At 42.7% G+C, this 22,333-nt stretch carries 24 protein-coding genes; 23 read left to right on the forward strand and 1 reads right to left on the reverse strand.

Annotation, left to right across the window (positions count from 1 at the left end):
• Positions 1-54 precede the first annotated feature (54 nt).
• From cyoE to EL241_RS03895, 7 genes are all read left to right on the forward strand, one after another.
• Positions 55-963, forward strand: a complete 909-nt coding sequence (cyoE, locus tag EL241_RS03865) for a heme o synthase (RefSeq protein ID WP_036104635.1) — start codon at positions 55-57, stop codon at positions 961-963.
• 145 nt (positions 964-1,108) lie between these two features.
• A complete protein-coding gene (locus tag EL241_RS03870) occupies positions 1,109-2,167 on the forward strand; it encodes a CAP domain-containing protein (RefSeq protein ID WP_036104634.1) in 1,059 nt (352 codons plus the stop codon).
• A 75-nt stretch (positions 2,168-2,242) separates the two neighbouring features.
• The gene (locus EL241_RS03875; RefSeq protein WP_036104633.1) at positions 2,243-2,692 is read left to right on the forward strand and encodes a YlbF/YmcA family competence regulator; all 450 of its coding nucleotides are present in this window, start codon (positions 2,243-2,245) and stop codon (positions 2,690-2,692) included.
• Positions 2,693-2,722: 30 nt separating this feature from the next.
• Positions 2,723-3,004: a DUF2129 domain-containing protein gene (locus EL241_RS03880; RefSeq protein ID WP_036104632.1), complete on the forward strand. Its 282-nt coding sequence runs from the start codon at positions 2,723-2,725 to the stop codon at positions 3,002-3,004.
• A 64-nt stretch (positions 3,005-3,068) separates the two neighbouring features.
• Positions 3,069-3,638 carry a 16S rRNA (guanine(966)-N(2))-methyltransferase RsmD gene (gene rsmD, locus EL241_RS03885; protein ID WP_036104625.1) on the forward strand — a complete coding sequence of 190 codons (570 nt, stop codon included), beginning with the start codon at positions 3,069-3,071 and terminating at the stop codon, positions 3,636-3,638.
• A complete protein-coding gene (gene coaD, locus EL241_RS03890; RefSeq protein ID WP_003758213.1) occupies positions 3,631-4,113 on the forward strand; it encodes a pantetheine-phosphate adenylyltransferase in 483 nt (160 codons plus the stop codon). The genes rsmD and coaD overlap by 8 nt, the downstream gene beginning before the upstream one ends.
• Positions 4,114-4,133: 20 nt before the next feature.
• Positions 4,134-5,180 (forward strand): SepM family pheromone-processing serine protease, encoded by a 1,047-nt coding sequence (locus EL241_RS03895; RefSeq protein ID WP_126320365.1) that lies wholly within the window; start codon positions 4,134-4,136, stop codon positions 5,178-5,180.
• Here the strand turns inward: EL241_RS03895 and EL241_RS03900 are convergent.
• The gene (locus EL241_RS03900) at positions 5,173-6,345 is read right to left on the reverse strand and encodes a nucleotidyltransferase (protein WP_036104621.1); all 1,173 of its coding nucleotides are present in this window, start codon (positions 6,343-6,345) and stop codon (positions 5,173-5,175) included. The two genes, EL241_RS03895 and EL241_RS03900, sit on opposite strands and share 8 nt — an antisense overlap.
• A 151-nt stretch (positions 6,346-6,496) precedes the next feature.
• On the opposite strand from EL241_RS03900, the gene EL241_RS03905 reads away from it, so the two are divergent.
• The 16 genes from EL241_RS03905 (at position 6,497) to ftsZ (ending at position 22,312) form a co-directional block, all read left to right on the forward strand.
• On the forward strand, positions 6,497-7,027 hold the full coding sequence (locus EL241_RS03905; RefSeq protein WP_036104618.1) for a YceD family protein: 531 nt from the start codon (positions 6,497-6,499) through the stop codon (positions 7,025-7,027).
• A gap of 92 nt (positions 7,028-7,119) precedes the next feature.
• Positions 7,120-7,293, forward strand: a complete 174-nt coding sequence (gene rpmF, locus EL241_RS03910) for a 50S ribosomal protein L32 (RefSeq protein ID WP_003758220.1) — start codon at positions 7,120-7,122, stop codon at positions 7,291-7,293.
• Positions 7,294-7,433: 140 nt separating this feature from the next.
• Positions 7,434-8,336 (forward strand): 2-dehydropantoate 2-reductase, encoded by a 903-nt coding sequence (locus tag EL241_RS03915; RefSeq protein WP_052009102.1) that lies wholly within the window; start codon positions 7,434-7,436, stop codon positions 8,334-8,336.
• A 1-nt stretch (position 8,337) separates the two neighbouring features.
• Positions 8,338-8,724 carry a DUF3397 family protein gene (locus tag EL241_RS03920; RefSeq protein ID WP_036104616.1) on the forward strand — a complete coding sequence of 129 codons (387 nt, stop codon included), beginning with the start codon at positions 8,338-8,340 and terminating at the stop codon, positions 8,722-8,724.
• A gap of 177 nt (positions 8,725-8,901) precedes the next feature.
• The gene (locus EL241_RS03925; protein ID WP_036104614.1) at positions 8,902-9,249 is read left to right on the forward strand and encodes a DoxX family protein; all 348 of its coding nucleotides are present in this window, start codon (positions 8,902-8,904) and stop codon (positions 9,247-9,249) included.
• Between the two features lie 276 nt (positions 9,250-9,525).
• Positions 9,526-9,957, forward strand: coding sequence for a division/cell wall cluster transcriptional repressor MraZ (gene mraZ / locus EL241_RS03930; RefSeq protein WP_003758227.1), 432 nt, complete (start codon positions 9,526-9,528; stop codon positions 9,955-9,957).
• Positions 9,958-9,971: 14 nt separating this feature from the next.
• Positions 9,972-10,904, forward strand: a complete 933-nt coding sequence (gene rsmH / locus EL241_RS03935) for a 16S rRNA (cytosine(1402)-N(4))-methyltransferase RsmH (protein ID WP_036104611.1) — start codon at positions 9,972-9,974, stop codon at positions 10,902-10,904.
• Between the two features lie 22 nt (positions 10,905-10,926).
• The gene (ftsL, locus tag EL241_RS03940) at positions 10,927-11,295 is read left to right on the forward strand and encodes a cell division protein FtsL (RefSeq protein WP_003758231.1); all 369 of its coding nucleotides are present in this window, start codon (positions 10,927-10,929) and stop codon (positions 11,293-11,295) included.
• Positions 11,292-13,550, forward strand: coding sequence for a penicillin-binding protein (locus EL241_RS03945; protein WP_003758233.1), 2,259 nt, complete (start codon positions 11,292-11,294; stop codon positions 13,548-13,550). The genes ftsL and EL241_RS03945 overlap by 4 nt, the downstream gene beginning before the upstream one ends.
• Before the next feature lie 180 nt (positions 13,551-13,730).
• The gene (locus EL241_RS03950) at positions 13,731-15,206 is read left to right on the forward strand and encodes a UDP-N-acetylmuramoyl-L-alanyl-D-glutamate--2,6-diaminopimelate ligase (RefSeq protein WP_036104604.1); all 1,476 of its coding nucleotides are present in this window, start codon (positions 13,731-13,733) and stop codon (positions 15,204-15,206) included.
• A 53-nt stretch (positions 15,207-15,259) separates the two neighbouring features.
• Positions 15,260-16,237, forward strand: a complete 978-nt coding sequence (mraY, locus tag EL241_RS03955; RefSeq protein ID WP_036104599.1) for a phospho-N-acetylmuramoyl-pentapeptide-transferase — start codon at positions 15,260-15,262, stop codon at positions 16,235-16,237.
• A 123-nt stretch (positions 16,238-16,360) separates the two neighbouring features.
• Positions 16,361-17,728 carry a UDP-N-acetylmuramoyl-L-alanine--D-glutamate ligase gene (murD, locus tag EL241_RS03960; protein ID WP_126320367.1) on the forward strand — a complete coding sequence of 456 codons (1,368 nt, stop codon included), beginning with the start codon at positions 16,361-16,363 and terminating at the stop codon, positions 17,726-17,728.
• Positions 17,725-18,810 (forward strand): undecaprenyldiphospho-muramoylpentapeptide beta-N-acetylglucosaminyltransferase, encoded by a 1,086-nt coding sequence (murG, locus tag EL241_RS03965; protein ID WP_126320368.1) that lies wholly within the window; start codon positions 17,725-17,727, stop codon positions 18,808-18,810. Before murD ends, murG begins: the two co-directional genes overlap by 4 nt.
• Before the next feature lie 21 nt (positions 18,811-18,831).
• Positions 18,832-19,608 (forward strand): cell division protein FtsQ/DivIB, encoded by a 777-nt coding sequence (locus EL241_RS03970; RefSeq protein WP_170166141.1) that lies wholly within the window; start codon positions 18,832-18,834, stop codon positions 19,606-19,608.
• Positions 19,609-19,830: 222 nt separating this feature from the next.
• Positions 19,831-21,108: a cell division protein FtsA gene (gene ftsA / locus EL241_RS03975; RefSeq protein WP_003758244.1), complete on the forward strand. Its 1,278-nt coding sequence runs from the start codon at positions 19,831-19,833 to the stop codon at positions 21,106-21,108.
• Positions 21,109-21,157: 49 nt separating this feature from the next.
• Positions 21,158-22,312 (forward strand): cell division protein FtsZ, encoded by a 1,155-nt coding sequence (gene ftsZ, locus EL241_RS03980; RefSeq protein WP_003758246.1) that lies wholly within the window; start codon positions 21,158-21,160, stop codon positions 22,310-22,312.
• Positions 22,313-22,333 lie beyond the last annotated feature (21 nt).

Genomic DNA, 22,333 nt, shown 5'->3' on the forward strand with positions numbered 1-22,333 from the left:
CAATCAGTTCGCAATCACTGAATATCTATCTGCATTTTTTGAGGGGGAAGACTTGTGAGTCAAAAAGAAAGAGCGTATAGCACGGCCGTAAACAGCCGTTTCACGGTACGCGACTTTACAGAATTAGTGAAAATAGGAATCGTCAACTCGAATACCATTACAGCTTTCACAGGAATGTGGTTAGCTTTTCAATTGAATGGTATTTCTTTTATGCAAAATATGAACATTGTCATCTTTACTATTATTGGATCAGCACTTATCGTCGCTGCTTCTGGCGCATTTAACAATGTCTATGATCGGGATATCGATGGCGCGATGGAGCGTACAAAAGACCGGCCGACAATGACTGGTAAAATCAGCGGCAGCCGTGCCATGATCATTGCCAGCGTTTTAGGGATCGTCGGAACGATCTTGCTGTTTATGACGACTTGGCAAGCTGGTGTAATCGGAATTGCTGGAGTCTTTTTGTATGCTGTTGTTTATACGATGTGGGCAAAGCGTCACCTAGTCAGCAACACGATTATCGGCAGTTTTTCCGGTGCAGTACCACCACTGATCGGCTGGTACGCCGTGACGCCACATTTTAGTTGGGTACCGATCATGCTGTTTCTAGTTATGTTCTGCTGGCAGCCGCCGCATTTCTATGCAATTGCGATCCGCCGGGTGGAAGAATACCGTGCAGCAGGCATCCCCATGCTTCCTGTTGTAAAAGGCTTTGAACGCACACGGATCAGCATGTTGATCTGGGTAGTATTTTTAACTATATTGCCATTCTTTATGACAGCGTTAGGACCTGTTTACGTTGTATTAGCAACCGTCTTGAACCTAGGTTGGCTCGCATTAGGCTTATATGGTTTTAAAATGAAAGACATCACTAAATGGGCGACATGGATGTTTATCTACTCACTGAATTACATGACGATCTTGTTCGTTGCAATGGTCGTTATCGCGATTTTCTTATAAGAAAGCTAAAAAAAGCATGCCGGATCTTTCTGGTATGCTTTTTTGATTGGAAAATGGAGATATCGCAATTCCAATCTCTGCTTATTTGCGTTACAATAATAGTATCTAACCAAGAATAGCAGAAATACAAGCTGGGAGGGTCAAAGTGAAATTTATTCTTAAAGTTATTCTATTATTAGCCATTTGCTTATTCATCGGTTATAATACGAATTTGTTTTTTAGCAAGCCTGTAAACAATGAAAATCCTTCTGATAAAGCTGTCAAGTTAGATGAACACCTCAAAGACAAAAAGCTAACAAAAGACGAGAAGAAAGAATTAGTCTCGAAATCCAGTTTAGCAAAATACATTAACAAAAACGTTAGCAGCCTAGAAAAAGAATTTGGCAAACCGGTACGGATCGATCCTTCTGAATATGGCTATCAAAGTTATATTTTCAATCCGAAAAATGCTGGTTATATGCAGGTAGGCGTGCGAGATCAGAAAGTACAGACCATCTATGCGCTTGGCAACGACTTGAATTTGGAACCTTATAAAATCGGAATGTCGGCTGAAAAAATCTTTACCGATGCGAATCTGCAATCAGATCTGGCTTTCTATTACCAAGATAATTATTACCGCTTCGAGCTTTCCGAGGAAGACTTGAATATCCATCCATTGGTAAACTTAGGCAGCGGGGTATACGCACAACTTAATTTTGATAGAATGACATCTAAATTGGTAAGCATTAGATATGTAAATAAATTAGCGCTGATCAAACTACATCCCTACGAAATGACATATCAGGGCGATGTCTTTACTGAAACCGTTTCTCCAGAAAAACGGAAGAAGATCGATGCTGCCGAAGATCAGCAGATTTTTGAAATCACAAACATTATTCGCGACCGTTATGGAGTAGGGACACTTCTCTATAATGATCGAGTGGCAACCGTTGCTTATAATCACAGCGTTGATATGAAAGTCAATGATTACTTTGATCATGAATCACCTAAATATGGAAGTCTTGCCGATCGTTTCTCCCGGGCCAATATTCCGTATAAAGAAGCCGGTGAGAATCTCGCATTCAATTATATCGATGCCGGTGCTGTCGTCGAAGGCTGGCTCAACTCGGAAGGACACCGGGCAAATCTGCTCAATAAATCCTTCAAAGAAGTAGGAAATGGCACCTTTCAAAAGTACTATACGCAGAATTTCCTGACCAAATAAAACGCAAGACAATCAGCAGCCTAGCGTGGTATAATAGGGGATATCTTTTTAATTTAACTGATGGAGGTGGCAATTTTGCTTGCAACAATGGAAAACTTGGCATTATTAGATGCGGCAGATGAACTTTCGCAGATGATAATCGGCTCTGAAGAAATGGAAGCCTATCAAGCAGCAAAAGAAGCGCTGCAGACTAATCCAGAAACACAAGCAAGAATCAAACAGTTCACCAAAATAAAAGAACAATATGAGGAAGTTAGTCGTTTCGGACGCTATCATCCTGATCATAAAGAAGTAACGCGAAAAGCACGTGCCTTCAAGCGCGAAGTAGATATGGATGAAAATGTAGCTGTTTTCCGCCGGGCAGAAATGGATCTTCAATCTTTGCTCGATGAGATCAGCATCCTTCTTGCAAGTGCTGTTTCTGACAACATCAAAGTACCTACCGGCAATCCGTTTTTTGAACAAAAATCGGCTTGCAGTACGGGCGGTTGTGGTTCAGGCGGCGGTTGCGGTTGCTCTGCATAATCATCCTGAGAGGTAAAGGGGATGAAGGAAATGGAAAATGATCGTCAAGCGATCGTAATTTGGATGAGCCACTTGAAGCAAGTGCGGTCATTGAAACGCTTTGGGAATGTACATTATGTATCACGTAAACTGAAATATGCCGTACTTTACTGTGATATGGACAGAATTCCTGAGATCACGGAGAAACTTTCACGATTTCACTATGTGAAGCGTATTGAAGAATCGTACCGGCCATTCTTAAAGACCGAATACGAATCCAAAAAAGAAAGTGGTTTAGAAAAACGGCAGGAAGATGTACAGATCAGTATATAAAAAAGGGGAGCTTAGGTTTTTTCCTAAGTTCCTTTTTATGAACCATAGAAAGGTGTAGATAAACATGAGAGTTATCGCTGGCGACAGAAAGGGTCATGCGTTGAAAGCCGTTCCCGGCAACGATACCAGACCGACCACCGATAAAATCAAAGAATCATTATTCTCCATTATCGGTCCTTATTTCGACGGAGAGAAAGTATTAGATCTATTTGCCGGAAGCGGAGGATTAGGAATCGAAGCATTGAGTCGCGGCGCAGGGGAAGCTGTCTTTATCGATCAGGCGATCGGTGCAGTGAAAACGATCCAAACGAATTTAAAAAGCGTCCGTCTGGATAAACAAGCATCCGTTTACCGCAATGACTGGCAGCGGGCACTCAGACTTCTGCATCAGTCGGAAAAGCAGTTTGATCTAGTTTTCCTCGATCCGCCTTATAAACTGCATGCTTTGGAAAAGATCATCCGGACGTTAGAAGAACAAGCACTGCTAGCTGATGGGGCTGTCATCGTTGCAGAACATGAAAAAGCAGAAATGCTGCCGGATCAGATTGCCAGCTGTGGCTTGATTCGCGAGGTAGCTTACGGAATCACGATCTTATCTATTTATTCCTATAAGGAGGAAACCGCTAATGACTGAAAAAATCGCGATCATTCCGGGGAGTTTTGACCCGATCACTAATGGACATTTGGATATTATTGAACGAGCTGCCAAAGTATTTGATGTGCTATATGTTTCGGTGCTCGCTAATTCATCCAAACAACCGCTTTTTGATCTAGATACACGTTTAGCACTGATTAAGGAAGTAACGGCACATATCCCGCAGGTTCGTGTAGAGAGCGCGCAAGGCCTCACTGTCCAATATGCTGCCTCTAAGGGAGCAGTGGCCATCGTACGCGGACTTCGTGCCGTCAGCGACTTTGAATACGAAATGCAGATCGCTTCGATGAACCGGACATTGGAAGAAGACGTAGAAACTTTCTTCGTCATGACAAACAGCAAGTATTCTTTCCTCAGTTCCAGTATCGTCAAAGAAGTTGCGAAGTACCAAGGCGATATCAGCGGACTCGTTCCGAAAGCAGTAGAAGAAGCCATTCAGGCGAAATTTAGATAAAGCAAGAGAGGACTAAGCGTATGCGCAAACAAAAAACAAAAATAGCGGTCATTATTATTTTAGTTATCTTGATTATCGGCTTTTTTATCCCCGTTCCCTATTATATTTCTAAACCGGGCGGCACCGAAAAGCTGAATGATCTTGTTACCGTTTCTGGAAAAGCAGATCATAAGAAAGGGTCTTTCAGCTTGGTAACAGTGGCAATGGCGAAAGCGAATCCCTATACGTATCTGCTTGCTAAAATGATGCCCTATTATGAATTGGAAAAAGTAGACGATGTTCGTTATAAAAACGAAACCGATGCAGAGTATAATGTCAGACAGCTGTATATGATGAACGAATCCAAAAACAATGCGATCCAAGCGGCTTATCATGCGGCAAAAAGACCGCTTCAAGTCAACTATCAAGGCATCTATGTTCTCAGTGTCCGCACCAACACACCGGCTGCTAAAAAAATCAAGGCCGGTGATCTAATTACTGCGATCGACGGGAAGGCATTCAAATCGAGTGAGGCATTTATTAAATATGTCAAAGCAAAGAAAACCGGCGCTACCGTCTCGCTTACTTACAAACGAGATAAAAAAGCAGCAAAAACGGTTCGCATCAAACTGATAGCATTGGACAAAAAAGGAACTCCAGGAATCGGGATCACGCTAGTCGACGATAAAACAGTGAAAGCCTCGCCAAAAGCTGACATTGATTCAGAAAAAATCGGCGGACCTTCCGCTGGCTTGATGTTCACGTTAGAACTTTACAGCCGTTTTTCACCAAATGACTTGTCTAAGGGCAAACAAATAGCCGGGACAGGAACGATCGACCCGGCTGGAAATGTCGGCAGGATCGGCGGCATTGATCAAAAGATCGTCGCAGCCGATAAAAGCGGAGCAAGTATTTTCTTTGCTCCAGATGATAAAATCACAAAAGCTGTTTTGGCAGTAGAGCCGGGAGCGATCAGCAACTATGCAGAAGCTAAAAAAACAGCCAAGGCGATCCATTCTAAAATGAAGATCGTCCCTGTCAAAACTTTTCAAGATGCGCTCAACTATTTAAAACACAATGTTAAGTAAGATAAGGCGGCCGCGTGAAATCTGCCTGCCGGTAGTCTTGTAGAGCAACTGGTAGCGTATAAACAGCTGTGGCCCGTAAATCAAGTTCCAGCAGTTCGGCTGGTGCCTTGGAAACTGTAGAAACAATCGGCAGCGGAATTTCTTTTTTCCATGTCGTCATATATTTACGTCCAGCCGCAGACATGCCGAGAATCCGTAGATAAGGCTGATAGTGCTCGCTTTTTAAGTGATGAAGCAAGATATGCAGCGCAGTCCGCTGGATTCTGGCATTGCTGTAGCGTTTCGTCTGAACGGATTTTAGGAAAGCAGCGAAATCCGAACTTTTTTGAGCCGCTGCTTGGAATCGGTTTTCAATGCCTTCACTTACAAGTCTGTTTGCGGCTAATTCTGCGGGTTCTGCCGTTAGTAAGCGATATTGCAAGAAAGGGTAATAATCCGCCCACGAAATAAAAGGACCGTGATAGGCTGCTAAAATTGCTTTGGTAGTAGCGGGAAGATAATGGCTTGCTGCTTCTAAACCTTGTTCAAGCAAAAGTCTACGAATAGCCGTAGCGCTAGCGATACTGGGGTGAGTAATTGCTTGATCATGAAAACCGGCATGTGCGCGTGGCATCGTATGCAACTGGATAGCAAACTGATTCTTAGCGATCGCTAGCGCATAATGAAAGCCAAGGATATTATTCGGCTTAGTGACATCAATGCTCGTGTTTGAAAAAACAGATCGGAGAGCCGTTGCAAAAGCAACTGGATAAGATGTTTCCTTTCGCTGCAGCAAATGTTGCAATGTATGTGCAAATTCGTCATGTTGCTTGAGCATCTGTTCGGATAATTGAACAAATGCTTCGCTGTCGCCATGTTCGCTTCCGAAGAAAAGGTGGTTGACTCGCATTGCTGCAAGTAGCTCAACGGCCTTTTCCGCAAAAACCGCGGCTTGCTGCGTAGCTGCCAAGACCGGCAGTTCGATCACGATATCCACACCCGCATCGATCGCCATTTGGGCGCGTTCCCATTTTGGAACGATCGCCGGTTCGCCGCGTTGCACAAACGAGCCACTCATTACAGCGATCACGACATCTGCATCGGTTGTTTCCCGCGCCGCCTTTAAGTGCAGGGCGTGTCCGTTATGAAAAGGATTATATTCCACAATGATACCAGTGACATTCATTTTGATTCCTCCGCTTTTTTATTCGCAAAAGTTTTATTTCTAGTTTATCATAAAAGTAGAAAGAAGGAACAAAGGGAATGTCAAGAAAAAATATTGACAAAAGAGCCTGAAAAAGCTATAATATCTTTTGTTGCGCTTGGAGTGATAAATGATGAAATGGTCTATGATTCAATTGCGAAAACAACCAGAAAACTTACTAGAAATAGACGAAAAGGTTGATTTAGAAGAATTTCTAAAAGCAAACAACCCAGACGTAAGAAAAGCAACACCTGTCCACGTGACGGGAAACCTGCAAGTCAGTCAAGATAGTGTAACGGCAACGCTTCGTCTGCAAGGCGAATGGACGTTACCTTGTGCACGCACATTAGTAGACGTACAAGTACCTTATGATATCCACAGCATCGAATCGTTTACGAAAAGTACGGCACAACTCTTAGATGAGTCTTGGCATTTGATGGAGCAAGATATTGTGGAACTTACACCTGTAGTAGAGGAACTTTTATTAGTAGAAATCCCAATGCAAGTCTTTAGTAGCGATGCAGATTCCGAAACATTGCCAAAAGGAAAAGAATGGGAACTGCAAACAGAAGAACAAAACCTCGCTGCAAAAGAACAGGCAGCACCAAAAGTGGATCCTCGTCTTGCTGGGCTGGCGCAATTTTTCGATGAAGAAAAAGAGTAGCCACAAGCCTGAGCAAAGCTGGAATATATTTACAAATTGCTTCATTTAGAAGTGGCACTAACCGCTTCATTTTATCAAGGAGGTGTATAGAAATGGCAGTACCTTTTAGAAGAACATCTAAAGCAAAAAAACGCAAACGTCGTACGCATTATAAATTAGAAGTTCCAGGCATGACTGAATGCCCGAACTGTGGAGAATACAAACTTTCTCACCGTGTTTGTCCTGAATGTGGACATTATGATGGTAAAGATGTAGTAAACAACTAAATTGCGTAAAAACAAGTAACGCTTACTTGTTGATCTGTAAACCACAAAAGACGCCATGGGTCTTTTGTGGTTTTTTATTTATGTACAAAGCCGCTAGGAGTTTGGTAAAATAAAAGGAAATCACGTAAAGGAAGAGTGCGATGGAGCAGAAAATGAAAATCGGTGTGTTAGGTGGTGGAGCCTTAGGGATGCTGTATGGCGGAGCTTTCAGCGAAACTTATCCGACCACGATCTACACGAGAACAGAGGAACAAGCGCGCAAAATTACGCAAAATGGCCTGTTGCTGTCAATCGGAACGAAGAGGAAAAAGCTGTTTCCTGCAGCTTTGGTCAGCGGAAAGCTCGCTAGCTCCCAGTCGATCGATATTCTTTTTGTAGCGCTTAAATCCTATCAACTCCCAGCTGTTATGCCGCTACTTAGACAATTGCCAGCACATATTGTCCTTTGTTTTCTTTCCAATGGTATTGGACATTTGGCTTACTTAAATGATTTGCCCGCCCGGACTGTGATCGTAGCGACAAGCGAACATGGTGCTGTACGCGAGCACCTTAATCAGCTAGATTGGCGTGGAATGGGTAAAACGAATTACAGCTATTATCGCCAAATAAGAGAAGATACGGTGATGTTGGATGCTTTTTTTGAGGCGCAGACAGAGTTTATCTTTCAGAAGCATGCCGATTATCTACCCATGCTATTCCGAAAATTGATCGCAAACAGTTGCATCAATCCACTCACAGCGATCTGGCAAGTAAATAATGGCCAATTGATCGAAGTAGAAGGCTACCGGCGGATCTTAAAAGTGCTTGTGACGGAAGTAGAAGGCGTGCTTGGACTTACCGATCAGTGGGAACAAGTGGTGGCGATCTGCCGGGGGACAGCAGAGAATTTTTCATCCATGGCGACGGATATTGCCAACCAGCGGCCGACGGAAGCAGACAGCATTCTTAAACCGATTTTAGAAATGGCGACTGAAAAAGGAATTGGTACACCGCTACTTGAATTGATCTATGAAAAAATAATCCACTTGGAAAGGAAGTCTTAAATTGGAATGGCTTAAATCGATCTCATATTGGCTTGTTGTTTCCCCACTACTTGTTTTCTTTCTAACGGTTTTTATTTTAAGATTCCGCTATCGGAGAGGTCAACGGGCGGTCAAATATGCCTGTGACGCTGCTACATTATTTTTACTGGCGGCGATCCCGGCATTCAGCGGGCAGCTTTTCCACCGTACATATGGACTGTATTTTCTATTGCTACTGCTTTTGCTGGGAGTACTCCTCACTTTCTTTTATGCGAAAAAAGAAGGCGAGATCCATTACGGAAAGCTTTTCCGGCTATATTGGCGCGTGCTGTTTTTAGTGCTGACGATCCTTTATCTGCTTTTGTGCTTGTTTGGAATCGGCTGGAGCATTTATTTATATATGGTATAAAAAAAGACAGATCATGAGGGAACTGTCTTTTTTTGCATTAAACCTTACTGAAATTGTCGGATTTAACATAACTGTCGCAGAACTGATACATAACTTAACGATATTGTTAGGAAAAGTAGCTTGTTCCTTATATGCAGCTGTTATACAATATGGCGTATATTGAGAAAGGAGGATGTTATGAAGATTATCTTACGTGCGATTATCGGACTATTATTTGTTTACCACGGAGTCACCAAACTTATCGATTTTGATCAGACAGGCGCATTTTTTAATCAATTAGGACTAAATCAAGCAATTCTCGTCTTAGTGGTGGCGATCGAGATCATTGGCGGATTGGCCCTTGCCTTAGGTCTGTTGGTTCCATACGTGAGCATTTTACTTATTATCGTCTTAGCCGGTGCCATTTTCACTGTGAAAAGGCAGTCTGGGCTAGCGAGTATGGAATTGGAATTTGTTTACATCGTCAATTTATTGTACTTATTAGCAACATCAAGTTTCAGCAAAGTATTACAATGGAAAGCATAATACCATTCAAAAAATAACACATTAGGAAGCCAACTTTTCTTCAGAAAAGTTGGCTTTTTGTTATGTCTTTATAAAAAGTGGGGGAGAAGTGGGAGATCCCCCCCACCGCTCCCCACAAATTTTTCACAATCCATCTAATTGAAGAATGGCTTTAAATAAAGGTTTATAGATGTAGCGGGAAAAGATTAGGCAAAAATATCGAAAAAATTTAGAAAAAATGTGGTGCGAAGTGGGGAGATGTGGTAAAGTGGTACATAAGAAAGTGGGTGAAGTCTAATGTTCATGGGAGAATATCAACACAACATTGATATAAAGGGACGGCTGATCGTGCCGGCTAAATTTCGTGAGTCATTAGGCGAGAGCTTTGTGATTACCCGCGGACTGGATAAGTGTTTATTCGCCTATCCACAAGCAGAATGGGACAAATTAGAAAATAAATTACAAAATCTACCACTTACTAAAAAGGACGCTCGTTCTTTTACACGTTTCTTCTTTTCAGGTGCATCAGAATGCGAATTGGATAAACAAGGACGGATCAATATTCCTTCTAACTTGCTTCAATACGCGGACTTGGAAAAGGAAACAGTGATCATTGGAGTTTCTAATCGTATTGAAATATGGAGCAAACCAGAGTGGGAAACTACTTTCAGCGAAGCAGAGGAATCCTTTGCCGATATCGCTGAGAATATGATTGGCTTCGATATCTAAGGAGAGTGAGCAAATTGTTTAAACACGATACCGTTTTGCTACATGAAACAGTAGACATGCTGGATATCAAACCCGACGGCATTTATGTAGATGCAACACTTGGCGGGGCAGGACATTCGGAATACCTACTAAGTAAATTAAATAAAAAAGGGCATTTATATGCTTTTGACCAAGACCAAACCGCTATTGATCATGCAAAAGAGCGGCTTGCGCCTTATACAGGGAGTGTTACTTTCGTAAAAAGCAATTTCCGATTTATGAAAGAAGCGTTAGCAGAACATGGTGTGACGGAAGTGGACGGGATCTTATATGATCTTGGCGTTTCTTCACCGCAACTCGATGTCCGTGAGAGAGGTTTCAGCTATCATCAAGACGCAGAACTGGACATGCGAATGGATCAGGAGCAATCACTCACAGCCAAAGAAGTGGTGAACGAATGGCGTTATGAAGATCTTGTTCGTATCTTTTTCCAATATGGAGAAGAAAAATTTTCCAAACAGATCGCCAGAGAAATCGAACGTCGTCGCAGCGAAAAAACGATCGAAACAACTGGAGAGCTAGTCGACATCATTAAAACCGCGATTCCAGCCCCGGCAAGACGAAAGGGCGGACATCCCGGAAAACGCGTTTTCCAAGCAATTCGCATCGCAGTCAACGATGAGCTTGACGCCGTAAGCGAGTCACTGGAAAAGGCATTGCTACTACTAAAAACAAACGGTAGGATCAGCGTGATCACTTTCCATTCCTTGGAAGACCGGATCACCAAACAACTATTCAAACAAAAAACCACGGCCCAAGAAACACCACGAGGCTTGCCAGTTATCCCTGATGAATATCAACCGGATTTTGAACTAGTAACCAGAAAACCGATTTTGCCGAGTGAAGCAGAAATGGCAACGAATAATCGTGCCCGATCGGCGAAACTACGAGTGATCGCTAAGAAATAAACCAATGTAGGAGTTGAAATTAATGAGCAATGTGGCCTATAAAACCGATGCAGCACCTAATATACATAGAAAGCAAGCTCCGGTACCAGAACCGTCCAAACAACCATTAAGACGCGGAAAAGTAACCCTCGGAGAAAAATTACTGATCTCGATCGCTGTAGCCATTGTACTCATCATGGCCTTCCGCATTATCAGTGTGCAAGCACAGATCTATTCCATTAATGAAAAGACGCAAAACCAAGAAACAAAAGTAAGTGCGAAAGAAAAACAGACAGGTGACCTTTCTACGGAAGTAAAATCACTTAGCCGTTATGAACGTGTGTATAAATTAGCGAAGAAAAAGGGACTAAAACTAAATGGTGAAAACGTGAAAGTAGTTGGCGGCCAGTGAAACGGCGAATAGGGAATCGAAGAAGAGGGGCGTTATTGCTTGTTGCCTTATTTACCGTTCTATTCCTAGCGTTAGCAGCCAAATTCCTATACTTGCAAATCAGCGGTTATTCCAACGGTGTACCGTTAGCCGCAAAAGCAGCGAAACAGCATTTGAAATCAACAACGATCGATGCGAAGCGAGGTTCGATCTTGGACTCCAAAGGCGAAGTGCTTGCCGAAGATACGTCAACCTTTACACTAGCAGCAGTTCTCAGCAAAGACGCTTCCAAGGACCAAAAAACACCGCTCCATGTCGTAGATAAAGAAAAAACAGCCGAAGTATTGGCGAAATATCTGCCAATCAAAGAAGACGCTGTTTTAAAAGAGTTGCAGAAAAAAGACAAATACCAAGTTGAATTTGGGGCAGCTGGGAAAAACATCTCGGTTGCGACAAAAGAAAAAATTGAAAAAGCGAAATTGCCAGGCCTTATTTTTACTAGACAAGCGGAACGTTTTTATCCAAATGGCGTCTTAGCAGCTGAAGTGATCGGCTTTGCCCAACGAGATGAAAAAACGAACCAGCTAGTTGGGAAAATGGGACTGGAAAAACAATTGAATGATGAATTAGAAGGCAAGGACGGCAAATTGAATTACAGCACTGACCGCATGGGCTATATCCTGCCAAATTCCAAGACGAATGTGAAACCTGCTGTAGATGGGAAAAATATTACGTTGACAACTGATAAAAAAATCCAGACTTTCCTCGAAGACACGATGAATTCGGTCAATGAAAAATATCATCCCAAAAACATGATGGCAGTGGTCGCCAATCCGAAAACAGGAGAGATCCTAGCGATGAGCCAGCGTCCGACATTCAATCCAAGCACAAAAGCTGGATTAGAATCGAAAAACAGTGGTGTATGGCAAGACCTTCCTGTCGAATATGCGTATGAACCAGGTTCGGTTATGAAAGTCTTTTCGTTAGCGTCAGCAATCGATGCCGGAGTTTACAATCCTAACGAGTATTATAAATCCGGTATCTATAAAGTCGGCGATATTCAAATTCACGATCATAATCGCGTCGGTTGGGGCTCGATCCCGTTTCGGGAAGGCCTCGAACGTTCGAGTAACGTTGCTTTCGCAAGATTATTAGATAAATTAGGCACCGACCGCTTTTTATCTTATTTGAAGAAATTCAAATTTGGTGAAAAAACGGGCGTTGATCTTCCAAACGAAAGCAGTGGGAAGATCGTCTATAATTATCCTGTTGAAAAAGTAACTAATGTTTTCGGACAAGGTTCAAGTTATTCGATGATGCAAATGCTCCAAGCTGCAACAGCAGTAGCGAGCGATGGCAAAATGAAACAGCCACATGTGATTGCTAAAATCACCGATCCGAATACAGGAAAAACGAAAAAAACCAAAGTCAAGATCACTGGGCAGCCGATCAGTGCCGCAACAGCAAAACGGACACGCGAAGAACTGCGTTATGTTATTGATGGCGAAAACGGGACTGGGAAATTATACGCTATCCCCGGTTACGATGTGGCAGGGAAAACAGGGACGGCGCAAATCGCTGATCCGAAAACTGGTAAATATATGTACGGCATGGATAACTACCTCTTTTCCTTTATGGGAATGGCACCTGCAGATGATCCTAAACTGATCATGTATGTGACAATGCAGCAACCACAACTTGAAAACGGTCCTGCCGGATCAACAGGTGGTCAAGCAGTTGCCGATATTTTCAATCCAGTCATGAAAACCAGCCTGCAATATATGAATATCAAACCTTCGACGGTCAAAAAGTCAGAAGTGATCAAAGCGCCAGTGGTTACCGATAAATCAGTGACCGAAGCAAAAGAGCTGTTGGAGAAAAAGGATCTTGCACCTGTCATTATCGGCAGCGGCAAAAAAATCGTCCAACAACTACCAAAACCAGGAACCACTCTATTGAAAGGCCAACGGGTCGTCATGCTGACAGAAGGCGCAATGACGATGCCTGACATGCGGAACTGGTCGAAAGACGATGCACTCAAAGTATCCGAAATCACAGGTATCCCATTTGAATTCCAAGGCGACGGCTATGTGAAAAGCCAAAACGTGACGAAAGGAACGACTATCAACAGCAAGTCGAAAATTCGTCTGAAGATGGTCTCACCAGATAAGTTGGATGCCTTTAACAAGAATAATGACCATAAAAGTCAATCGGAAACAAAAAAAGAAACGGATGTCCAAGAAAACGAAGGCATTGGCAGTCTTTTAAATGGATAATTTTCGGGAATGAAAGAGTAGAAGATAAAAGCAAAATGTTTGTCTATCCTGAAAACAGGCAATAATAGACACATTTTGCTTTTTCTTGTTTAGGACTATTGGTGACTAGCATTAGCGCGTCGTTTTTGCTAAGATAGATAAGGATTATTCCTTGGAAAGTATATAAAGGAGATGGAAGTTTTGAAATTACAGACGCTTTTAACAAGCATTCCTGCCTACCGAACAAGTCAAGATCTATCCGGTGAGATCACAAATATCGAACAAGATAGCAGAAAAGTAGTTTCAGGAACACTTTTTATATGTATCGACGGCGAGATCGTAGATGGGCACCAATTTGCTAAACAAGCTGAAGCGAATGGTGCAGCAGCGATTTTAGCTGAAAAAGAAATCGACGTTTCGATCCCGGTCGTTTATGTGAAAGACAGCAAACGGGCAATGGCGATTTTGGCGGACCGCTTTTATGGATCACCATCGCAAAAAATGAAAATGATCGGTGTGACCGGTACAAATGGTAAAACGACAGTAACGCATTTGGTTGAACAAATCGTTCGCGATGCGGGCTCGGAAACTGGGCTGATCGGAACCATGTATCGCAAAATCGGCCGTGAGATCTTAGAAACGAAAAATACCACACCAGATAGCCTGACACTGCAGCGGACATATCATGAAATGCTGGCAGCGGATGTGCAAACAGTTGCGATGGAAGTTTCTTCTCACGCACTCGTGCAAGGACGGACTTACGGAACGGATTTCGATATCGCGGTCTTTACGAACTTATCACAAGATCACTTAGACTATCACAAGACAATGGAAGAATATGCCTACGCAAAAAGCTTGCTGTTTGCCCAACTTGGCAATAGCTACGATAGTGAAAAACCGAAGTATGCTATTATTAATCAAGACGATCCAGTAAGTCAGCGGATGAAAACAGCTACAGCTGCTCCGGTGATTACATATGGTATAGATAAAGCTGCCGATTTTGGCGCGACTGATGTCATGGTAACAAGCAGCGGTACGACCTTCAAGCTGCATACCCCGGATGGCGATTTTGACGTCCGGATCAAAATGATCGGCAAATTTAGTATCTATAATTGTTTGGCTGCACTTGCCACCAGTTATGCTCTTGAGATCCCGATACATCAGGCAATCACTTCTTTGGAAAAGGCCCAAGGTGTCGCCGGCCGTTTTGAAATCGTCGATGCTGGTCAAGATTTTACTGTCATCGTTGATTACGCCCATACACCAGACGGACTATTAAATGTATTAGAAACGATTGAAGAATTCAAACGAAGTCGTGTATTCGCAATTGTCGGATGTGGCGGTGACCGTGACAAAGGAAAACGACCGCAAATGGCAAAAATCGCGATCGATTATGCGACCGATCCTGTCTTTACATCTGATAATCCGCGCAGCGAAGACCCTGAGGCGATCATCCAAGATATGCTTGCAGGACTTCCCGCAAATGCAGTTTATCAGGTACGAACGGACCGCAAAGAAGCAATTACCTATGCCGTAAATGAAGCACAGGCAGGCGATGTTATCTTGATTGCTGGAAAAGGCCATGAAACCTATCAAATCATCGGCGATCAAGTCTTGGATTTTGATGACCGCGCCGTTGCACGGGAAGCTATTGAAAAAAAGGAAAGACTCGCATAAAATATACGTAATGAATCCATTTAAGCTTTAAAAAAAGATTGGGGAGAAAAAGATTGTCCATTTATATGTTATTGTCAGCACTTGTTATCGCCTTTATTATTACCGTTATCGGAGTACCACTTTTCATACCTTATTTAGTACGCTTGAAATTTGGTCAAAGCATTCGGGATGAAGGCCCAAAACTACATGAAAAGAAATCCGGAACGCCAACGATGGGAGCAGTCATTTATTTGATCGCGATCTGCGTCAGCTTCTTATTTATGGCAATCGTAAACAAAGAGATGACGGCAGGAAGCTGGCTTCTTTTGATCACGCTGGTATTGTTCGGGATCTTAGGATTTATGGATGACTATATCAAAGTGGTACAGAAAAGAAATCTTGGACTTACATCCAAGCAAAAATTTATTGGACAAGTTGTTATTTCACTTCTCTTTTTCGTGATCTATCACGTTAATCATTTTGCGGAAACATTGCGCGTTCCGTTTACTAACATCGAAGTATCACTTTCTTGGTTCTTTGTGATTTTCATTTTATTCTGGCTAGTTGGTTTTTCCAACGCTGTGAATTTGACAGACGGACTAGACGGTTTAGTATCAGGACTTAGCAGTATCGCTTTTCTTGCTTTTGGTATCATTGCAGTCCATCAGCAGCAAAATGATGTCGCGCTGTTTTGTTTCGCGATTGTCGGGGGAATGATCGGCTTCTTGATTTTCAACAAAAATCCGGCAAAAATCTTTATGGGAGATACTGGTTCGCTTGCACTCGGTGGCGCGATCGCTGCTGTTTCGATCCTTTTAAAACAAGAGTGGCTATTGCTCTTGATCGGTATCGTCTTTGTTATTGAAACTGCTTCCGTTATTTTACAAGTAGCTTACTTTAAACTCACTGGAGGCAAACGAATATTCCGCATGACCCCGATCCATCACCATTTCGAACTTGGTGGCTGGAAAGAGTGGCGCGTCGTTCTTACTTTTTGGGTGGTAGGACTTGCTTCTGCGGTTATAGCACTATGCATGGTTTGGTATGGATAATGTTTTAATCAATAAAGCGTCTCTTCTTAGCCGTTTCTGAACAAGAAAATGCTGAAAAAGTGACGCTTTTCTGTCATATTTAATATAATTCTTCTCTGGAAAAGAGAAAGGGTGGGGGAAGTAATGAAAAAAGTAGAAGACTATCAATATAAAAAAGTGCTTGTTTTAGGCCTCGCAAGAAGTGGCGTCAGCGCTGCTTCGATCATGCACAAACTTGGCGCATTCGTTACTGTTAATGATCAAAAGCCATTTAGCGAAAACCCGGAAGCACAGGGACTTTTAGAACAAGGGATAAAAGTGATCTGTGGCTCGCATCCGATTGAATTATTGGATGAAGGGTTTGAATTAGTTATCAAAAATCCGGGTATCCCGTACAACAATCCAATGATCCAAAAAGCGCTGCAGCTGAAGATCCCGGTAATTACCGAAGTCGAATTGGCTTATCAGATCTCAGATGCGCCGATCATCGGTATCACAGGTACAAACGGAAAAACAACGACAACAACCATCATCCATCATATGCTCAATGAGCGTCAGGCGGATAATTCCCTATTGGCCGGGAATATTGGCTTTCCAGCGTCTATGGTTGCAAGCAAAGCGCTTCCTGAACAATATATCACGATGGAGCTCTCTTCCTTCCAATTGATGGGGATCGATACTTTCCACCCGCATATTTCGGTGATCACCAATATTTATGAAGCACATTTGGATTATCATGCGGATCGTGATGAATACGTCCAAGCAAAATGGAAAATCCAAAAAAACCAAACTGCCGATGATATTCTTGTTATCAACTGGGATCAAGAAGAATTAAAAACATTGACGAAAAAAACGAAAGCACAGATCGTTCCCTTTTCCACTACGCAGAAGCTGGGACTTGGAAGCTATGTGCAAAACGGTAAATTGATGTTCAATGATGAAGTCGTTGGTGAACGCGCCGATATTCTGCTGCCCGGTGATCATAACTTAGAAAATATCCTTGCTTCGATCGCAGTCGCAAAAACGATCGGTGTCAGCAATGAGCAGATCATGCAAGTCTTAAAAACGTTCAAAGGTGTTCCACATCGGACTCAATTTGTCACCGAATGGCACGGCAGAAAGTTTTATAACGATTCCAAGGCAACTAATATTTTAGCGACTCAGAGTGCATTAAAGGGCTTTAAGGAACCTGTAGTTTTACTTGCAGGTGGACTCGACCGCGGCAATGAGTTTGACGAACTGCTGCCGTTTTTCCAACATGTCAAAGCCTTAGTCTGCTTTGGCGAAACAGCGGAAAAAATCGGGCGTATCGGCAAACAATCGGGGACAGAGGTCTTCTACGTAGAAAATGTCGAAGCAGCTGTACCGGTGGCGTTTGAAGCTTCCAGCCCCGGCGATGTGATCCTGCTTTCACCTGCATGTGCCAGCTGGGATCAATATCGGACATTTGAAGTCCGTGGGAATAAATACATGGAAGCAATCGAAGCATTACAAAATGAGGTGGAAAAATGAAGATAGCAATTAGCGGAGGAGGAACGGGCGGTCATATCTATCCTGCTCTAGCCCTTGTTCGAGAATTGAAAAAAAACCATCCCGACGCCGAATTTTTATATATCGGCACAGAAAAGGGACTGGAAAATAAAATCGTCCCGCGCGAAGGGATCCCATTTGAAACAATTGACATCACCGGATTCAAACGTTCTTTATCAATGGAGAATTTCAAAACGGTCATGCGTTTTTTCAAAGGAGTCAAAAAAAGCAAACGATTGTTGAAAGAATTCCGCCCCGATGTCGTGATCGGCACAGGCGGTTATGTTTGCGGTCCTGTTGTTTATGCGGCGAGCAGACTAAATATTCCAAGTATCATCCATGAACAAAACAGTGTGGCTGGACTGACGAATAAATTCTTGAGCCGTTTCGTGACGAAAGTAGCGATCTGCTTTGAAGAAGCCAGTGATGCTTTTCCTTCTGAAAAAATCGTCTTTACCGGTAATCCGCGTGCTCAAGAAGTAGTGGGCATCGATGCACCAGACGTTCTGCAAAAATATGGTTTGGATCCGGAAAAACAGACAGTGCTTGTTTTTGGCGGAAGCCGTGGCGCAAGAGGCATCAACGAAGCAATCGAAACGATCCTGCCCAAATGGGATCAACGTGCATACCAGCTACTGTATGTTACCGGCGATGTACATTATGAAAAAATCAAAGATACACTGCCAAATTTAGGGACCCATATCAGCGTGGTACCGTTTATTTATGATATGCCAAGTATTTTAAATGCAGTTGATTTGGTTGTTTCAAGAGCCGGGGCAACGACACTTGCGGAATTGACTGCCTTGGGACTGCCGAGTATCTTGATCCCAAGTCCATATGTAACAGCTAATCATCAAGAGAAAAATGCCCGTGCGCTGGAGAAAAACGGTGCAGCAGTCGTTATTACAGAAGCAGAACTGAAAAATACGGATATGATGCAAGTAATCGACAGTATCATATTAGATGCTGAAAAATTAAAAGCAATGCGATTTGAAGCGAAACAAATGGGTACGCCGGATGCCGCAGATCGATTAGCAAGATTGGTGATGGAAATCCGGAAGTAATACGTGAAGGAGGCTGGAAAGATGGTAGAAAACAGACGAGTCATTTCGATGGAAAGTCGAGTTCCGGAATTAAAAAAATATCGCCGCAAAAAGTTGCTTCGCCATCTTACCATCTTAGTAAGCTTTTTTGCATTACTTATTCTTATTACTGTTTATTTCCTATCCCCGCTCAGTAAACTTTCTGTTATTTACGTGGAGGGCAATAAGCAGTTGACAGAGCAAGACGTGAAAGACCAAAGCGACTTGGAAATAGGTGAATACATTTTTGCGATCAACAAGAAGCAGGTTGCAGCGCACCTGAAGAAAAACAAATTGGTCAAAAAAGCCACTGTGACCCAGCAAGGCTTGAATCGTATTCAATTACATATCGAAGAATACCAAACGATCGGCTACGAACAGAAAGACGGCAGCTACTATGATATTTTGGAAAATGGTATCTTGCTGAAAAATCAATCTCGAAAATTCCCGATCGGCAACAGTCTATTATTCAAAAACTTCCAAAACGGTCCGCTGCTGAAATCGCTCATCAAGGAAGTCGGACAACTGCCAGATGATGTGCGCGAATCGATCTCAGAAATCATTTATGAACCGACTAAGACTGACAAAAAGCATATCCATCTTTTCATGAACGATGGAAATCAAGTGCAGGCGACGATCTACTCCTTTGCAGATAAAATGAAACACTATCCGCAAATCGTCTCCCAATTGCAAGAAGGGCAAAAAGGAACGATCGATTTAGAAGTTGGAACGATTTTTGAAAGTTATTATCAGCAAAATAAACAAAAAAAGAAAAAATAGAAACGCATGTTCTGAAAAAACCGAAAAATTCACAATTTCTTTAAAAAACCATTAAAATTGCGAGTTTCTGCTTTAATTACGCTTCTAGTTAGTGTAGACTAGAAATAAGTTATTTCAACCTTTAAGAGGAATAAACAACGCCAAAAAAGAAATAGAAACTGCACTCAAAAAAATAAAACATTGACAAAATAAATTTTTCAGTAACTAGAGGAGGTGCCGATCGTGGATGATAATGAAATTTATGTAAGTTTAGACATTGGGACGTCTTCCGTTAAAGTCATTATTGCCGAAATGGCAAATGAGCGTCTCAATATAATCGGTGTGGGGGAATCCCCATCGCAAGGAATCAAAAAAGGAATTATTATCGACATTGATAAGACGGTAGATTCCATTAAAAAAGCAATCTCACAAGCAGAAAGAATGGTCGGCGTTGAGATTTCTCAAGTGATCGTTGGTATCGTTTCGAATCAAGTCCACTTGGAACCGTGTCACGGAATCGTGGCAATAAGCAGCGAAAACAACGAGATCACAGATGACGATGTTTGGAATGTAATGGATGCGGCACAAGTCGTTTCATTAGCTCCCGACCGTGAGATCATCAGTACGATTCCGGATCAGTTTATTGTAGATGGTTTTTCTGGCATCACAGACCCAAGGAGAATGATCGGTGTCCGCTTGGAAATGGAAGGGACATTGGTTACGGGCTCAAAAACTATTTTACATAACACACTTCGCTGCGTAGAACGCGCTGGTCTCGAAGTAACTGATATCGTCTTGCAGCCGCTTGCGGAGGCATCGATCTCGCTTTCAGAAGATGACAAAGAATTTGGAACGGCTCTGATCAACGTTGGAGCTGGAACGACGACGATCAGCGTTTTTGAACAAGGGAAATTGACATATACAAATGTCCTTTCTGTCGGCGGCGAAAATATTTCCAAAGACTTGTCACTTGGGCTGAATACTTCTACAGCAAATGCAGAGCAAGTAAAAGTCGAACATGGCTATGCTTTTTATGATGACGCATCCGCAGATGAAGTTGTCGGCGTGGATGTGATCGGCAGCAACCAAAAGCAACATTTTACACAGTTGGAAGTAGCAGATATCATTGAAGCAAGAATGGAAGAGATCTTCCAGCTTGTGATCAATGATCTGGCAAGCGTCGGTAAATCTAACTTGCCGGGTGGTTATGTGATCACCGGAGGCGGCGTTGCTGTCCCTGGTTCTATTGATCTAGCAGGGAAAGTATTTGCTTCTCATGTCAGACTCGCAAGCCCGGATTACATCGGTGTTCGTGAACCACGTTTCACGACAGCAGTCGGATTGATCCAATCCGCTTATGAGCAAGCGCTTGTAGAAGGACGCGATGTAAGTAGTAAGCCGCAAGAATTAACCGAAACGGAACAAGCAAATACATCAGCACCTAAACCGAAGCCTAAGAAGTCGGATAACGAAAAAGTATCGACGAAAGTCAAAAACTTTTTTGGTGCATTTTTTGAATAAATAAAGTGGAAGATAAAAGAAATAAAACAGTTAACTAGGAGGCAAAAGTATGTTAGAGTTTGATACGACTTCAGAAAGCTTGGCAACAATCAAAGTGATCGGTGTTGGCGGTGGCGGGAATAACGCTGTCAATCGTATGATCGATCATGGCGTGCAAGGCGTTGAGTTTATTTCTGTTAATACAGACGCGCAAGCATTGAAACTTGCAAAATCTGAAACAAAATTACAAATCGGAACAAAATTGACTCGTGGTCTTGGAGCTGGCGCTGTACCGGAAATCGGTAAAAAAGCCGCAGAAGAAAGCCGCGAACAAATCGAAGAAGCGTTAAAAGGTTCCGATATGGTTTTTGTAACTGCCGGAATGGGTGGCGGAACTGGAACAGGAGCTGCACCGGTCATCGCACAGATCGCAAAAGAAATGGGAGCATTGACTGTTGGTGTTGTGACACGTCCATTCGGATTTGAAGGTCCAAAACGTACGAAACAAGCATCAAATGGTGCAGAAGCAATGAAAGAAGCGGTTGATACACTTATCATTATCCCAAATGACCGTTTACTGCAAATCGTCGACAAAAACACACCGATGCTAGAAGCTTTCCGTGAAGCGGATAACGTGCTTCGCCAAGGTGTTCAAGGAATCTCTGATTTGATCGCTGTACCGGGACTTATCAACCTTGACTTTGCCGATGTGAAAACGATTATGACAAACCGTGGTTCTGCTTTAATGGGTATCGGTATCGCTACTGGCGAAAACCGTGCAGCCGATGCTGCCAAAAAAGCAATTTCGTCTCCACTTCTTGAAACATCGATCGATGGTGCAAAAGGTGTACTGATGAATATTACCGGTGGATCGAACCTTAGCTTGTATGAAGTACAAGAAGCTGCTGAGATCGTTTCCAATGCCTCAGATGAAGATGTGAATATGATCTTCGGTTCCGTTATCAACGACGAGTTAAAGGATGAATTGATCGTTACGGTTATTGCTACAGGCTTTGATGAAAGCAAACAAGCGGCACAACGTAGCAACCAAGCAACGCGCTCGAACAATAATGCACAGCCGATCCAAGTAAACCGTCCGAATTATGCTACACAAGACAACCAAGAACCAAAAGGCGAACAACCGAAACGACACGAAGAACAAGTAGACCCTGCAAATGATGTTGACGTACCAGCATTTATCCGCAATCGTAACCGCCGTAAATAAACAGTTAGGTTTCAGCATACT

Origin of the sequence: Listeria grayi (assembly GCF_900638015.1) — a bacterium.
In the GTDB taxonomy this organism is placed as follows: domain Bacteria; phylum Bacillota; class Bacilli; order Lactobacillales; family Listeriaceae; genus Listeria; species Listeria grayi.